Source organism: Arcanobacterium hippocoleae, assembly GCF_040360365.1.
Lineage (GTDB): Bacteria > Actinomycetota > Actinomycetes > Actinomycetales > Actinomycetaceae > Arcanobacterium_A > Arcanobacterium_A hippocoleae_A.
Map to the genome: position 1 here is coordinate 1,524,034 of NZ_CP136412.1, position 13,988 is coordinate 1,538,021.

A 13,988-nucleotide genomic window follows, 5' to 3' on the forward strand; every position below is an offset into this window, starting at 1 on the left:
AGCTTATCTTTACGGAGATTCGTGGCTGCCGCAAACTGGCTGGAAAGGCGGAAGCAATCCGGCACAGTGTGCTGCTGCCGGATATCAGGCACCGTTTTGTATTGCGCAGGGTGCATTGGTGAATGTGCGCACGGGGAAGAAAGTTTCTGCAGCGGGGGCAGTAGTTTTACGCGGTTCGGGAGCGGCGGATCAAACTTTCTTTACCTATCGCGACGGCGTATTAGCGATGTTGGTGCCTGATAAAGGCGAATCGGCGCACACCGGCGGAGCAGAGTTAACTGAAAATACCGGCAATGTCTGAAGAAATGCGGCAAGCAATGGAGAACCCAATGGATAATCCAACAGAGAATCACGATATTCCGTTCGAATTTGAACGAAAATTCTTTATTGAGAATCTTCCGGAAACGGCACGTGAACACGGTTCGAAACGAATCATTGTGCAAGCCTATGTTTTCGCTCAGGCTGGTTATGCGATTCGGGTGCGTTTAAGTTTCCGCGATGTGGCAGAGTTTGAGTTTCCGAAGTTTGATGAGGCGCTGGATTTCGTGGGCGGATATGAACGAAAGGTGTTAGCGCGGCTTTTACAGGAAGTGCGCAATGAGTCTTCCGACGGGAGTGTGCAGGCGAGTATTGCCGTGAAGTCTCCGTCGGTAAACGGTGAACGTTATGAGCTGGAAAATGAATTGGATATTGATGTAGCGGCGCAAATTTTGCAGCATTCAGGTAACTTAGTTTTAAAACGGCGATATTCGCTTTGGCTGGGTGAAGACGGCTGGGAATTCGACGTATTCGCCGGGCAAAATGAAGGTTTAATTGTGGCAGAATGTGAGCGTTTGAGTCCGGTGGTGGATTTAGCAATTCCGGAATTTGCGGTCACTGAAGTTACGGGTGACGCACGGTTCACCAATGATTCACTTTCAAAAGAGCCATGGAACCAGTGGGATACTCAGTTCCGGGCAGAGCTTTCGGCACGCGGACCATTCTTCCTGGATTTGCGGAACTAATTTCACGGGAGTTTCCGCTGCCGCCTGGAATATTCCCGCAGTTTGCACAATCTATCCAAACCAGACAATTAACAGCAAGGCCGACTTCCCGTTACGTAACTGGCGGCAGGAACTCAGGCTGGGATTTTTGCCGTCGGAAGTGCTTGTGTTTGTGCTGGTCACAAGCTCACGATAACGACGGCTCTCCCGTCGTTACGCAAAACTGCCGATTTTGCCGCCGCTTACGTTAAAAAATGCGGACTTTGCTATCAGTTACGTAATCTCGCGGGTATTTGCCGCCGCTTACGTAAGTCCGCAAGCCTTTGCCGCTAGTTACGTCGGCTGGTGCCTGTGATGCAAACAAAATGTGCACTGCTTTTTAGTTGGCTCCGGTTTATCCGGTTCCAAGCGGTGTTTTTGCACAGCGGCCAAACACGCCCGCACAAAACACCGCTTTCCGCTCAAACAAACACCGGCTTTATTTTGCAGCTAACGCCGGCAACTAATCTGCAGAGCCGGAGCCGCTTACCTGCAGTCCTTATTGGCAAGCTGCTTAGCCGCTTACCTGCCTATTTGCGGTAGAAACGTCCGAGAGTTTCCTGCTTAAATTCGTTGTAAGTGCCGTCCTCAATCGCAGTACGAATCGAATCCACCAGCCCGACGGTGAAGTATTCGTTATGGATAGTGGCAAGCGTATTTGCAATCATCTCTTTCGCTTTAAAAGTGTGGTGCAGATATGCTTTCGAATAATGGGTGCATGTGTAACAATCACAGTCTTCCACAAGCGGTGAAAAATCGCGTTTAAACTCGGCGCGGGAAATATTGAATCTGCCGTCGGGAGAATAAATCGCGGCGTTGCGTGCCACGCGGGAAGGATTCACACAATCGAAAGTGTCGGCTCCTGCCTCAACTGCGCGGAACAAATCGTCAGGTTCAGAGATTCCAAGTAAATGCCGTGCGCGGTTCTCGGGCAGCTCTTCACAAACCCAGCCGACAATCGTCCCAAGATTTTCTTTCTCAAGCGCACCGCCAATCCCGAATCCGTCAAAAACCTGACCGTCAATCTCCATTGCGCCTAAATCACGGGCTGCTTTGCGCCGCAAATCCTCGTATTGTGCGCCCTGAATTACCCCAAAAAGCTGCTGATAAGGTTTTCCAGTACGCGCTGCGGTAAGTTCCTTGTGCGCACGCAAACACCGTTCCGCCCAAAGCCGTGTCCGTTCCAGCGACTCTTCCTGATAGGTGCGTGAATTCAGCAGTGTGGTTAGCTCGTCGAAAGCGAAAATAATATCGGCGCCCAGTTCGTGCTGAATCCGCATCGAAATTTCGGGAGTGAAACGGTGCCGTGAACCGTTGAGATGCGAGCGGAACCAGACGCCGTCGTCATCCACATTTGCCAGCCGTTCGCGTCCATTTGCTGTTGCCGTATCGGAGACTGTTTTGCCGGAGAATTCTTCAGAAAGTACTTTTTGAAACCCGACCCTAAACTCATCACCTGAAAACCGCCGGAATCAGTGTAGGTTGGGCCAGGCCAGTTCATAAACTTTCCCAGCCCGCCGGCTGCGTCCAGGATATCGGATCCCGGCTGCAGATAAAGATGGTAGGCGTTTGCGAGTACCGCTTGTGCTCCAGTATCGCGCACACTCTCAGGAAGCACCGATTTTACGGTTGCTTTCGTGCCGACGGGAATGAAAGCCGGAGTGTTTATTTTTCCGTGCGGAGTAGAAATCACGCCCGTTCTTCCCAGGTGTTTTCCGTCGTTCGTTTCTAGTCTGGTCTTTACTTCAAAACTCATAGTCTGCTTATACTCAATTTCATGCTGCTTTATCTGCGATTACCGGCAGGGCAGGAGCTGCTGCAAAATCCGCTGCCGTCTGGCTGGCAGCAGCGATTTTCCGAAAACGGCGAATCCGCAGGCGGTAAAGTGTTTAAAATAACCGCAGTGATTTTCGCTGAATATTTTTGCCGGGATCCTTGGAAAATTTCAGCGGATTAATCGGCTAATATCGATTCGTATTCGGGATGTTTTTGGATATATCCCTGTACGTATGAACAGACTGGGACCACTTTATTTTCCCCGAGGTTCCGTTCGTGTTCGAGGGCTGTACGGACGAGCTTTGCAGCGATGCCGTTCCCCTGATACTCCTGCTTGACGACGGTATGTGTGAAATAGATATCGTCGTCGTGAAATTCATAAGTCAAGTATCCGACTGTGGTGTTGTCGGCGGAAAGTTTTGCTTCCCACATCGACTGGGTTTCATTATTTTCGATTTGATAGTCCTGCTGCATGACGTTTCCTTTCTCTGCAACTCCTGCTATTCTACGTTCTCCGCGTAAATTTCGCTTTTTAAGTGCGGTTTCTTTTCCGGCAATGTTTCTTGTTTTCTGCTGTTTTCTGCTGTTTTCGCTTCGGTCCAACCGCGGTATCGGAAACAGCGAATCGCAATCCAGGTGAAACTGAGTCAGTGAAAATAACGACGGTTGAAGTTGCGGAGAAAAAGAAAAATCAGTAAAGCACACGAATCACCGGACTTTGATCGAACGGTGAAAGTTCCTGGGTAATTGCCAGTTTTTCGCCGCTGGAACTGCCAAGCGTTTGTCCGGGAATTAGATACGCATCTCCGGTGATGAGATAGTTTGCAATATCGGCAAGCAGCATATACACATCATCGGCGCTTTTGGCTGATTCGCGCACTTCTAAATCGAGATGGCCGAATAGCGGCAGCCCTAATGTGCGGCCGAAGGTCAGACCGGAATTTTGCGTCCGGATATTTACCCATAGCGGCAGCGGCGCCTGGCCTGTTGTGAGTGCGTCGGCAAGTTCTGTAAACATGTGCGGCGGCTGTACCACGCCAAGTTCGTTCCGGAACACGCCGACGGCAGCCGGTTCACGCATCAGCGAATCCATAATTTCGGTGAGTAAAATATGTGCAGAAACCATTCGTTTCCGAAGTTTCAGCTCGGGAAGCTGTGCTGCAAATTTTTCTGAAATATTGCGATTGCTGCCGTCGGGATGATTTCCAGATTCGCCGGTAAACACATCTTCCTGGGCCTGACTTACCGGAGCGTACAAAGTAACCGGAACATGAAAAAGGTGTTCGGGGAGCCTGCCGCCATTAGGGAGTTCAAGCCGATAATTCAGCGGACTGAGCAGTGCCTGTACTCCCTGCTCGGAGAAATGGTAAAGATCGCCTGGCACGAGATTCGGGTTTTTGTATCTGGTGCAACGTGCTGCCATTCACCGTCGGCACGGATTGCCCATAATTCACGCAGCCGGACGATTGCCGCAGGAATATCGATTGGGGCATTGAAAAGTGCTGTTGCGGAGAGGACTTCCGGAGCGGGCGGATGTATTGCAGAAATTCCAAGCTGTTCCATGGGAATAAGTTTAGCTTATTGCCGCTCTGCTGCTGCTTTCTTTTCTGGATCCGCCTGCAGTTAGCAGAAACTAATATTCCGGGCATTCCGCCGGAGCCGGAAAACAGATATTTACGGAGAAATGGGCAATAAAAATTGTGCCCACACTCTGGGCGGAATACGTTTCGCCGGAGCGGGAGAGATAATCTATTTGGTGATTCTTGTATTTTGTTTCGCGTAAACGTAAGCATTAAGCAGACGTGAGTGTTAAGAAAAGAGCATCCAGAAATGAATTCCACGCAAAAAGCACCAGCTAATTTTTGGAAACGAATGTCGAAAACCCTGCTGTTTTGGGTTATTATCGCGATTATTGCCGGCGCGATTCTTGGGCAATTTCTCCCATCATGGGCGGTAGTTCCATTCGCTACTTTTAACGACATATTCGGCAAATATCTCAACTTTGTAGTTCCGTTGATTATCCTCGGACTCGTCACCCCGGCAATCTTCGAACTTGGCCGTACCGGCGGAAAATGGCTGCTTGTGACAGTAATTATCGCCTATGGGTCAACAATGGCTGCCGGATTCGGCACTTGGGGATTGCTTCCCTCATTTTCCCATGGCTGCTTTCGGGGCAGAAAGTTCCAGACTTGGCTTCTCCGGAAAATGCGGTTGCTTCCATTATGGATCCGAGTTTTGCAATGCCGCCGGTGTTTGGGGTGATGACGGCGTTAATCCTTGCAATCGTACTTGGGCTTGGGATGGCCGCTGTGCGTGCAGAAAAGTCAATGGCTGTTTTCCGTGAATTCCGTGACCTGATTATGAAAGTGATTTTGAAAACGATTGTGCCGCTTCTTCCGCTCCATATTTTCGGAATCTTCTTGAATATGTCGAAGTCCGGGCAGTTTGTGCAGGTGCTGGCAGCGCTCGGGAAAATCTTCATCTTCTCTTTCGTACTTACAATCGTAATGCTCGTATTGCAGTATCTGATTGCCGGCAGTATGGCAAAGCGGAATCCATTCACGGCGCTTTGGGGGATGAAAGACGCATATTTTACTGCTCTCGGCACGTCTTCTTCCGCTGCCACAATTCCAGTTACTGAACACTGCGCAGTGAAGAACGGTGTAACTCGTGAGATTGCTGATTTCGTGGTTCCCTTGTGTGCCGCAATCCATTTGGCTGGGTCAACTATTAAAATCACCGCGTTTGCTTTAGCACTGCAATATATGATGGGGATTACTCCGAGTTTCAGCGCGATGAGCGGTTTCATCCTCATGCTGGGTGTGATTATGGTTGCTGCGCCCGGAGTGCCTGGAGGGGCGATTACTGCTGCGCAAGGTGTGCTGCAAGGAATGCTTAGTTTCACTGATCCGATGTACGGCATCATGGTGGCAATGTATGTTGCGGCAGATTCTTTCGGTACTGCGGCGAATGTTACCGGCGACGGCGCGATTGCAATAGCTGTTGATACTCTGGCAAAAGGTTCACTCGGTGCTGAAAAAGCTGCGGCAATGGAGGCAAGCAAAGACATAATTTCCGGACGTGAACTGGAAGAAGAATTCACAGAATGAATTGCGTAAGTTGCGTGAATTAGCGGGGAGCCGGGAACGTGAATGTTTTATCCGGAACCGGTACCCCGCTGGATCCGTCATACAGGATCCGATGATTGTGCAGAAAGTTAAACTTACCGGCAAATCTAGAATTTTTAGAATTCTCGGGCGCTGGCTGCTTTCAGTAATTCAAGTGTGCCGGCGTCCGGGAAACCGACGATATCCCAACGCGGAGGCCACGCATTTTCGTTGCGCTGAAAGCTGTTTTTCCAGATTTCGCGAGCAAGATATGAGCGGATTGAAATTTTCATTCCCCGATTTTCTTCCCAGGGATGCGGCGACGGTTCACGCACGAAAGTGATGAAATCCGTATCGGGAATGGAACCGCTTCGGTCAGTGTCTGTCCAAAATGTGTTTGAAACGTGTTCACCGCTGCGCAGAATTTGCGGCTGGTAAGTTTTGAGCGCGCCGAATTCACCCCAGGTAAGCATTTGTTTTACTTGTGTATCGTAAATCTGTTTGCGAAAATGGCCGCGCAGCTCACCGAGCACTTCGGCGAGCGGTGATCCGGGCAGCGGAATCCATTCGCGCCATCCGTCGGCGGTAACCGTGTGCGGCAGCGGGTAAATTGTTTCATCCGAGTCTCGGGCGGTGCGGAGTGTTTTGAAAAAATCAACAAGGTGCGGGTCGTCGTCAAAAATTATGTACAGTTTTGTTCGTGCTGCTGGGACGAACAGCGGAAGTGAAGGGCGGTAATCTTTTGCAATCCGTTCTGTCAGCTGTGTGATGATATCAAAATCAGCAAACCATGAAGATTCATAATTTTCGAGGTCAGTGAATGAGATTACTTTCGCTCCGGCAATTTTTGTTTCGCTGAGTTTTAAAGCACGGCTGCGAGAATTAGTGACTTCACGCAGTGTGTGCAGGGAATCAGTGAGGATTTCGTCGACTTCGCGATGCTCGGATTCGATCTGCGAATAGTAGACCGGAGAAATCTTTTCCGCTTGTCCATGGGTAATCCCGACAGCAATAAAATCAGTGAGCGGTACGTAAACGAGTGAATCTTCGCCTTGATGTGATTGCAGGAAGTATCCGGCATTGCGCACAATCGGGAGCAGCATATTTTCGGCAGTTTGAAATCCGGAATCAGGGCTCATCTCCGGGAATTCCGGCAGATTTGGGGTGTGAAAATAATTTACCGCCGGAGAGTTGTTTTCCGATTCGCCGCAATATTCGGCAGGTTCGGAAAATTTGGGAGATTCAGATTTTTGTTCCGGCAGTGAAGAATTCTTAATTCCGATTGAAATCAGACGCTGCAATAGCTCGGTGCGCAATTCAACTGGACTATCTTTTTAATTAGCGCTCCTGGACGGAACCGGAAAGTACGTCCGTCGCTAAGAAGAATGTCAAGCCAATCATCATTTGCGGTGACGATTGAATCCTGCAGCTCGGGATGATTTGCAGCTACGCTCAGTGCCCAGTCAATGAAGTTCATGGCATTAATTCTGGCAGTTTTCGGAGTCTGACTCAATCGAAGTTCTTTGCCATGCGCAATATTGGCGTTGTAAACATTGTTTGCGGTGCAGTTCGGGTTTAAAAGTAATTGTGGTGATTCGCGGTAGTGCTCGTATAATAGTTCTGTTGCAGCCGTAAGCTGCAGGATAATAACGCAGCGATTGGAACGCTGCTGATGCTGTTAGCTTATGGTTTTCTTTCGTGATGAAATAAGTGCTTCATCAGATGTAGTCCATGTATCGAAACACCTTGGAAAATTAAATCGGGCTTATTGTAATTTCCGTAAAAATTTGAATCTGGGAGGTACGGAAAATGCCAAAAATTTCGGCAGCTACCGTAAAAGAACACCATGCACAAATGTTTCTGAAGCTGGCGGACGCAGCGGAGGTTATTCTGCGGGAAAGAGGGCCGAATGCACTTACGGCAGGTTCTGTGGCAGAAGCTGCCGGGATTGCACGCAACTCGATTTACCGATATGTTTCCTCAATTGACGATTTACGGATGGTGGTGCTCGAGCGTTATTTACCGCTTTGGGTGCAGACGGTTGAAAAACGTGTGAACCGGGACGACGAACCGCGCAAGCAGCTGCTTGATTTAGCTATTGTAAGCCTTGAAATGGCGCAAACTACCGGGCATTCCTGGCTGATTTCGGTAATGCGCCATCGCGGGGAATGCGCGGAAAAAATACTAATGAGGCAAGTTCGCATGCACCGCACCACGGGAAAAGCGCGGCAAACGATGCTGAGGTGAAGAAAAGTGCGGCAAACTCTCCATATGCTTCGCCTGCGGTGGCAAATTTTCATAAAAATCTGGGCATGGAAATTTTTGCGCTCTGGCAGAAAATTGATCCAGCGCGGGCAATGGTGAATGCGCAGATTAACCGGTCACTGATTGAAGCAGGGATGAAACTGCTTGACCATCATTCTGATTTTTCTTCCGTGGTGAGTTCGGTACAGGCGGCAATCGCCGGACTTTTTCCAGAAAATGCGCGAGCTGCTGAGCTTGGAGCTGGTGGGAGTTTGCAGTGAAAAATTCCTGCGTCAATGACGGTACAGATACTTTTCGCGGTGTATTGCAGTGTACATACTATGAACGCGGGGAATGCCGTTCATGCACGCTGATCGAAATTCCGTACCAGCAGCAGATTGCACAGAAAACTGCGCGAGTTTCCCAACTGCTTCCAGTACGTGCATGGTGTGATCCAGCGGTATCAGAGATTAGCGGTTTTCGGAATAAAGTAAAACTTGTTGTATCAGGGAGCGCGGCCGCACCAAAACTGGGAATTGCCAATCAAGATTTGCGTGAGTGCCCTTTACCGACTTCCGGTATTCGTGCGGCAATTCCAGTGCTGGCGCAGTTTGTGACCCGCTGCGAACTCACCCCGTATCGTTTCGAAACAAACACGGGTGTGCTGAAATTTATTATTGTGACGGAATCTGCGCGCGGAGAATTGATGGTGCGTTTTGTAGTGCGCCGTCGGGGAGTGCAAGGAATTATCTTCAAATATTATTCTTGGCTGGAAGCGAACCTGCCACAGTTACGGGTTTGCTCAATCAACGTGCAGCCGGAACGGAAGGCGATCATTGAAGGTGCGGAAGAAATTCTCGTAAGTAAGCGGAACGAGCTGCAAATGCCGCTTACGGTTGGGATCAATTCGCATAGTGAAAAACTGCTGCTTTCCTTGCAGCCGAAGTCGTTCTTCCAGACGAATACGCAGATGGCGCAGGCACTTTATGCGCGGGCAGCAGGTTGGATTTACGATTATCTTGCAGCGCACCTGATGAATATCGACGGTGAGATTGGAACTTGCAGTGCGTCGCATAAGCCAATCGAGATCTGGGATTTGTATTGCGGCGTGGGAGGTTTCGCGCTCGCGGCTGCCGTCGCGGTAAAAGCAGCAGAAACAGGGAAGGGTGCAGCTGGGGTTGATCCTGGAGCGGATAAAGGCAGAAAAACCTGGCTTCCAGGGTCTTGGTTCGTGGTGTAGAAGTATCGGAACATGCGGTAGCTGCTGCAAATAAATCTGCTCGGAAACAAAATCTGCCAGCAGAGTTTGTTGCCGGTGATGCCGTGCAGTGGGCGCGTGAGCAGCTAGCGCAAGGCGCTCAGCCCAGTATTGTAGTGGTAAATCCGCCGCGCCGCGGGTTGGAAAAGAGCTTGCGCGGATGCTGAATCGTTCGGGAGCTGCACGAATTATTTATTCTTCATGCAATCCTGAATCGCTTGCTGCAGATCTTGCGCAGATGCCAGCATACCAGGCTGATCAAGCGCAGCTTGTCGATATTTTCCCGCATACAAAGCATGTGGAGACGGTCGTTCTCTTATCTCAAACTTAGGTTGAGCCAAGAGAATTATTATCAGAGCGGCAAATAGACGATATCTGTGAAGCGGTGAGTTTCTTGCATGGACAAAAGCAGCGAGGTGATCTGGAGTGAATAAAGACCCGTTTAAGGAATACATCAAAGAATCCGAGCCGTCAAAACGAGACAAAGGGTATGCGTGGCATACCGCTATTGGGCTGCAGGCAGTAGATGGATTGAAAACATCAGAATATTTGGTGCATACTGCCGTTCGGAATATCGAAGGTGAGATTTCCTTTGCAGAGGCAAATGCACTTTTGCAGACCTACTATGAGGAAAATCCTGCCAGTGATGCGTCGGATCGTACCGAAGAGGCCGACAAGGTTTCCGCACGGATTGCTGCGCTTCTTTCCGAACAAGCCTTTAGCTTTACGCTGAACGAGTATATTTCCATTCATCGGAAACTATTTACCGGTATTTATGCTTGTGCCGGGCGGATTCGAGATTACAACATCACGAAGAAGGAATGGGTGCTGAACGGAGCGACCGTGTTATATGGCAGCACCACGGAGTTGCAGGCCACACTTGACTATGATTTTTCAGCGGAGAAGAAGTTTTCCTATAAGAATCTGACGATGGATGAAATCATCGGACATCTTGCTGTATTCATATCGGGATTATGGCAGATTCATGTGTTTAGCGAGGGGAATACCAGAACAGCAGCTGTGTTCCTCATCAAGTATTTACGCGCGCTGGGCTTTGACGTGATAAATGATATTTTCGCTGAGAACGCATGGTATTTTCGGAATTCACTCGTTAGGGCAAACTATAATGATCTGAAAAATGGCGTTCACGAAACTACGGAATATCTTGAATTGTTTCTTCGTAATCTTCTGCTTAACGAGAATCATCCGCTGCATAACCGAACATTGCATATCGACGGCATTTTCAAAGAACCGGAAAAAGCGAACATTGACTCAAAAAGCGAATATTGGAGTGGAGAAAGTGAACATTGATGATGTTTTCACAGCAAAAACCGCTTCTCATATTCAGGTATTACAAGAGGTATTGGGCATGGCGAGAGCATTTGGAAGATCTGATGTTCAGCGGGTGCTTGGCCTGAAACCAACAAGAAGCTCTGCGCTGCTGCGTGAAATGGCAGAGCACGGAATCATTGATCCGGTGTCCGGACACGGAAAAGGAAAGTATCGATTCCGGCATTGTCTTGCCTCATGTGAAAACCGCTTGTTTGCTGTCGCGTGTAAAGCTATTGTGAAACTATGCCGATGAAGTTCTAGATTGGCAGAAAAGTCTGAAAAATGCGCTGAGAATCAGACTGGAAGAAGCGCGCTTTATTCTGAGGAGAATATGCAGATGATGGAGTTTATAGAATTTAACCCGACGGCAATGCAGGATGATTTACTGGGTTTTCTTCTGAAAATTGAATGGAAAGCTGGCGAGATGCTGCATAAACATCTCACGGCAGGTACGTTTTATAAGCGTTTTGGGCAGAGTGCACAGTTGTTCTTTTTGCTTGATCAGGATACTGCTAACACAGACGTGGAAGATACTGAGAGTAAATCCGCTTCTGATAGCGCACCTGCTTGTGCTGCCCGGAATTCAGAATCGGAAACTGCACGGAAGATTGCCGGTTTTGGCGCGATAGTGGAACAGGACTTTATCGAAATCCCAGAATTTTCTCCCTGGATTGCGTTTATTTATGTAAATCCAGAGTATCGCGGCCAGCATTTATCGGAGCGTATTGTGAACTTCCTTGAAGCAAAGCTAAAAGAGATGGAAAATCGTGAAATCTACATCCTTACTCAGCATATTGGACTTTACGAGAAGTACGGATATGCGCAAATCGGCGATGTGCCAAGCGAAATACATGGCACTGCCTATATTTACAAAAAGGAGCTCAGTTAACTGTTTCGCTTGGAAAATCGGAGAATCGGTACCGTCGTCAGTTCTTCAGTGAATGAATCGGCGCTGGAATAAACCCGCCGCGCCCGATAAAGCCAGCATTTGAAACCTGATTTACGGGCATGATCGGTGCGCGCCCAAGCAACCCGCCAAAATCCACTTCTTCTCCAACACCTTTACCGGGCACTGGAATCACCCGCACTGCCGTCGTCTTTGAATTTTGCATTCCGATTGCTGCTTCGTCAGCAATCATTCCCGAAATTGTGGCAGCTGGAGTATCGCCAGGCACTGCAATCATATCCAGGCCGACGGAGCAGATTGCCGTCATTGCCTCAAGTTTATCGATCGAAAGTACGCCAAGCCTTGCAGCCTCGATCATGCCTTCGTCTTCCGAGACGGGAATGAAAGAACCAGAGAGCCCGCCCACGCGGGAAGCAGCCATCATTCCGCCTTTCTTCACTGCATCGTTCAGCAAGGCGAGTGCGGCCGTGGTGCCGTGCGTGCCAACATGATCTAATCCCATATGCTCCAGAATCCGAGCGACGGAATCGCCGACTTCAGCCGTTGGCGCGAGCGAAAGATCCACGATTCCAAACGGTACACCAAGCCGTTCGGATGCAAGTTTGCCAACCAGCTGCCCGGCGCGGGTAATTTTGAAAGCTGCACCTTTAATTGCTTCTGAAACTTCATTCAGTGTGGCGCCCGCAAGCGTGCCGAGTGCGCGGTCAACTACGCCCGGCCCGGAAACGCCTACCGAAACCACGCAATCAGGTTCCTGCACGCCGTGATATGCGCCAGCCATGAATGGGTTATCGCTTACCGAATTTGCAAAGACAACGAGTTTTGCGGCGCCGATAGCGTTCCGGTCTGCGGTAAGCTCGGCTGCTTCTTTTACTGCTTCACCCATTCGGGCAACAGCATCCATATTAATACCGGCGCGGGTAGATCCGATATTTACCGACGAACACATGAAGTCGGTTTCCGCGAGAGCCTGCGGGATTGAATCAATCAGCCGCTGATCGGAAGCCGTCGTTCCTTTTTCTACGAGTGCTGAATATCCGCCAATGAAATCTACACCAGTCTCTTTTGCGGCCTTGTCGAGTGCTTTCGCCACGAAAATTGGGTCGCCTTGTGCGCTGGCCGTTACGAGCGCGATTGGCGTGACGGAAATCCGTTTATTCGCAATCGGCATTCCCAGCTCACGGGAAATTCCGTCACACACTTCTACCAGGTGTTTTGCTTGATTAGTAACACGCTCGTACACTACATGCGCGGTTTCTTCCATCGTCGGACGGGCACATTCGAGTAGTGAAATTCCCATCGTGACGGTGCGGATATCGAGGCGGTATTTTTCGACCATATCGATCGTGTCGAGAATTTGTGTGGAGTCAAGAATTGCCATAATTTTTCCGTTTGAAGTTTAAAGCGAAACAGCTAAAAGTGCTGCATATCTGATGAGTGCGCAAGGGTGCGTGTTTTAAAATATGAAATACCGGTTGCCAGAGTATCCAGTCCAGATTGTATGGCGCTGTGCGGTAAAATACTGAGCTAGATTTCGGTTACTGCACGGAAAATAGCTTCACTTTGGACGCGAATCAGCACGCCTTGTGCGTCGCCGACTTCTGTCATTCGCTCCTGTAATGCGCCAATTGAACCGTTTTCTGAAGAATCAGTATTGACGCGCAGAATCATCGTGAAGTATCCGCCCATAATCTGCTGCGATAAATCCAATATATTCACATTTTCTTGCGCAAGACCAGTGGCGACGGCTGCGATAATTCCTGGATGATCGTTTCCGGTAACCGTAATAATTGCAATCATGTGGAAAATTCTACCTGAACTTTCAGGAAGCTTTATTAATTGACCATTTTAATTCGCAGATTTCTGGATGCATCTTTATAACCGCCGGCATTGGTAATATTTTCAAATCCGAGCGTACGCATTGTTTCGAGTGCAGATTGTGCTCTTCCGCCTGAACGGCAGTAGAGGATGTAGCTCTGGTTTCTGGGGAGAGAGTTGATTATTTCGCCGAAATTTGGATCGAAGAAATCGATGTTTATTGCACCCGCAAGGTGTCCGTCGGAAAATTCGGCAGGAGTGCGCACGTCAAGCAGTATTGGGGCGGTGTTTGCTGAATATCCGGTTTTCAGCTCATCGGATGCGGTTTCGGTTTCAAGTCTGTGATCAGATTTTTTCGCGGTTTCCTGCTGCGGATTGTTTTTTGCGTGAATTTTTAGATAGTTCAACATGAGACAAGGATATACCTAAAACTTGCGTTAAAAATCGCGTGTGAAAGTTTACTGCTTTATTGCACAAGCGTGTGATCGGCAATGCTGCTGTGCAGATGCAGAGCATAAGAATGT

General features: G+C 49.1%; 20 protein-coding genes and 1 pseudogene. 12 read left to right on the forward strand and 9 right to left on the reverse strand.

Annotation, left to right across the window (positions count from 1 at the left end; genetic code table 11):
* The first annotated feature begins 118 nt into the window (after positions 1 to 118).
* Together RQN30_RS07910 and RQN30_RS07915 are read left to right on the forward strand one after the other, a co-directional pair.
* Positions 119 to 301 (forward strand): hypothetical protein, encoded by a 183-nt coding sequence (locus tag RQN30_RS07910; RefSeq protein WP_353060007.1) that lies wholly within the window; start codon positions 119 to 121, stop codon positions 299 to 301.
* Positions 302 to 329: 28 nt separating this feature from the next.
* The gene (locus RQN30_RS07915) at positions 330 to 1,004 is read left to right on the forward strand and encodes an adenylate cyclase (RefSeq protein WP_353060008.1); all 675 of its coding nucleotides are present in this window, start codon (positions 330 to 332) and stop codon (positions 1,002 to 1,004) included.
* Between the two features lie 548 nt (positions 1,005 to 1,552).
* On the opposite strand, the pseudogene tgt reads toward RQN30_RS07915, so the two are convergent.
* From tgt to RQN30_RS07935, 4 genes and pseudogenes are all read right to left on the reverse strand, one after another.
* Positions 1,553 to 2,778: pseudogene (gene tgt, locus RQN30_RS07920) on the reverse strand (tRNA guanosine(34) transglycosylase Tgt).
* A gap of 197 nt (positions 2,779 to 2,975) precedes the next feature.
* Positions 2,976 to 3,272, reverse strand: coding sequence for a GNAT family N-acetyltransferase (locus RQN30_RS07925; RefSeq protein ID WP_353060009.1), 297 nt, complete (start codon positions 3,270 to 3,272; stop codon positions 2,976 to 2,978).
* Between the two features lie 217 nt (positions 3,273 to 3,489).
* Complete coding sequence (locus RQN30_RS07930; RefSeq protein ID WP_353060010.1) at positions 3,490 to 4,182, reverse strand: DUF4261 domain-containing protein; 693 nt, start codon at positions 4,180 to 4,182, stop codon at positions 3,490 to 3,492.
* The gene (locus RQN30_RS07935; RefSeq protein WP_353060011.1) at positions 4,122 to 4,361 is read right to left on the reverse strand and encodes a hypothetical protein; all 240 of its coding nucleotides are present in this window, start codon (positions 4,359 to 4,361) and stop codon (positions 4,122 to 4,124) included. The genes RQN30_RS07930 and RQN30_RS07935 overlap by 61 nt, the downstream gene beginning before the upstream one ends.
* A 267-nt stretch (positions 4,362 to 4,628) precedes the next feature.
* Between RQN30_RS07935 and RQN30_RS07940 the strand changes: the two genes are divergently transcribed.
* Both RQN30_RS07940 and RQN30_RS07945 read left to right on the forward strand, forming a co-directional pair.
* Positions 4,629 to 5,060, forward strand: a complete 432-nt coding sequence (locus RQN30_RS07940; protein ID WP_353060012.1) for a cation:dicarboxylate symporter family transporter — start codon at positions 4,629 to 4,631, stop codon at positions 5,058 to 5,060.
* Entirely contained in the window at positions 4,988 to 5,908 is a 921-nt protein-coding gene (locus RQN30_RS07945) for a cation:dicarboxylate symporter family transporter (RefSeq protein WP_353060013.1), read from the forward strand. The genes RQN30_RS07940 and RQN30_RS07945 overlap by 73 nt, the downstream gene beginning before the upstream one ends.
* Positions 5,909 to 6,042: 134 nt before the next feature.
* On the opposite strand, the gene RQN30_RS07950 is transcribed toward RQN30_RS07945, so the two are convergent.
* Together RQN30_RS07950 and RQN30_RS07955 are read right to left on the reverse strand one after the other, a co-directional pair.
* Positions 6,043 to 7,221, reverse strand: coding sequence for a hypothetical protein (locus RQN30_RS07950; protein WP_353060014.1), 1,179 nt, complete (start codon positions 7,219 to 7,221; stop codon positions 6,043 to 6,045).
* Positions 7,194 to 7,418, reverse strand: a complete 225-nt coding sequence (locus tag RQN30_RS07955; protein WP_353060015.1) for a hypothetical protein — start codon at positions 7,416 to 7,418, stop codon at positions 7,194 to 7,196. Before RQN30_RS07955 ends, RQN30_RS07950 begins: the two co-directional genes overlap by 28 nt.
* 296 nt (positions 7,419 to 7,714) lie before the next feature.
* Between RQN30_RS07955 and RQN30_RS07960 the strand changes: the two genes are divergently transcribed.
* The 8 genes from RQN30_RS07960 (at position 7,715) to RQN30_RS07995 (ending at position 11,628) form a co-directional block, all read left to right on the forward strand.
* Complete coding sequence (locus tag RQN30_RS07960; RefSeq protein WP_353060016.1) at positions 7,715 to 8,152, forward strand: TetR/AcrR family transcriptional regulator; 438 nt, start codon at positions 7,715 to 7,717, stop codon at positions 8,150 to 8,152.
* Positions 8,149 to 8,430 (forward strand): hypothetical protein, encoded by a 282-nt coding sequence (locus RQN30_RS07965; RefSeq protein WP_353060017.1) that lies wholly within the window; start codon positions 8,149 to 8,151, stop codon positions 8,428 to 8,430. The genes RQN30_RS07960 and RQN30_RS07965 overlap by 4 nt, the downstream gene beginning before the upstream one ends.
* Complete coding sequence (locus RQN30_RS07970) at positions 8,427 to 9,389, forward strand: class I SAM-dependent methyltransferase (RefSeq protein WP_353060018.1); 963 nt, start codon at positions 8,427 to 8,429, stop codon at positions 9,387 to 9,389. The genes RQN30_RS07965 and RQN30_RS07970 overlap by 4 nt, the downstream gene beginning before the upstream one ends.
* Positions 9,374 to 9,574: a hypothetical protein gene (locus RQN30_RS07975; protein ID WP_353060019.1), complete on the forward strand. Its 201-nt coding sequence runs from the start codon at positions 9,374 to 9,376 to the stop codon at positions 9,572 to 9,574. The genes RQN30_RS07970 and RQN30_RS07975 overlap by 16 nt, the downstream gene beginning before the upstream one ends.
* Entirely contained in the window at positions 9,568 to 9,738 is a 171-nt protein-coding gene (locus tag RQN30_RS07980; RefSeq protein ID WP_353060020.1) for a hypothetical protein, read from the forward strand. The genes RQN30_RS07975 and RQN30_RS07980 overlap by 7 nt, the downstream gene beginning before the upstream one ends.
* Before the next feature lie 95 nt (positions 9,739 to 9,833).
* Positions 9,834 to 10,718 carry a Fic family protein gene (locus RQN30_RS07985; protein ID WP_353060021.1) on the forward strand — a complete coding sequence of 295 codons (885 nt, stop codon included), beginning with the start codon at positions 9,834 to 9,836 and terminating at the stop codon, positions 10,716 to 10,718.
* Positions 10,708 to 10,992, forward strand: coding sequence for a hypothetical protein (locus RQN30_RS07990; protein WP_353060022.1), 285 nt, complete (start codon positions 10,708 to 10,710; stop codon positions 10,990 to 10,992). The genes RQN30_RS07985 and RQN30_RS07990 overlap by 11 nt, the downstream gene beginning before the upstream one ends.
* A gap of 84 nt (positions 10,993 to 11,076) precedes the next feature.
* Complete coding sequence (locus tag RQN30_RS07995; RefSeq protein ID WP_353060023.1) at positions 11,077 to 11,628, forward strand: GNAT family N-acetyltransferase; 552 nt, start codon at positions 11,077 to 11,079, stop codon at positions 11,626 to 11,628.
* A 37-nt stretch (positions 11,629 to 11,665) separates the two neighbouring features.
* Here the strand turns inward: RQN30_RS07995 and RQN30_RS08000 are convergent, their stop codons facing one another.
* The 3 genes from RQN30_RS08000 to RQN30_RS08010 all read right to left on the reverse strand — a co-directional run bounded on the left by RQN30_RS08000 (position 11,666) and on the right by RQN30_RS08010 (position 13,874).
* The gene (locus tag RQN30_RS08000) at positions 11,666 to 13,027 is read right to left on the reverse strand and encodes a PFL family protein (RefSeq protein ID WP_353060024.1); all 1,362 of its coding nucleotides are present in this window, start codon (positions 13,025 to 13,027) and stop codon (positions 11,666 to 11,668) included.
* Positions 13,028 to 13,173: 146 nt separating this feature from the next.
* Positions 13,174 to 13,446 carry an ACT domain-containing protein gene (locus tag RQN30_RS08005; RefSeq protein WP_353060025.1) on the reverse strand — a complete coding sequence of 91 codons (273 nt, stop codon included), beginning with the start codon at positions 13,444 to 13,446 and terminating at the stop codon, positions 13,174 to 13,176.
* A gap of 35 nt (positions 13,447 to 13,481) precedes the next feature.
* Positions 13,482 to 13,874, reverse strand: coding sequence for a rhodanese-like domain-containing protein (locus RQN30_RS08010; RefSeq protein ID WP_353060026.1), 393 nt, complete (start codon positions 13,872 to 13,874; stop codon positions 13,482 to 13,484).
* Positions 13,875 to 13,988: the final 114 nt, after the last annotated feature.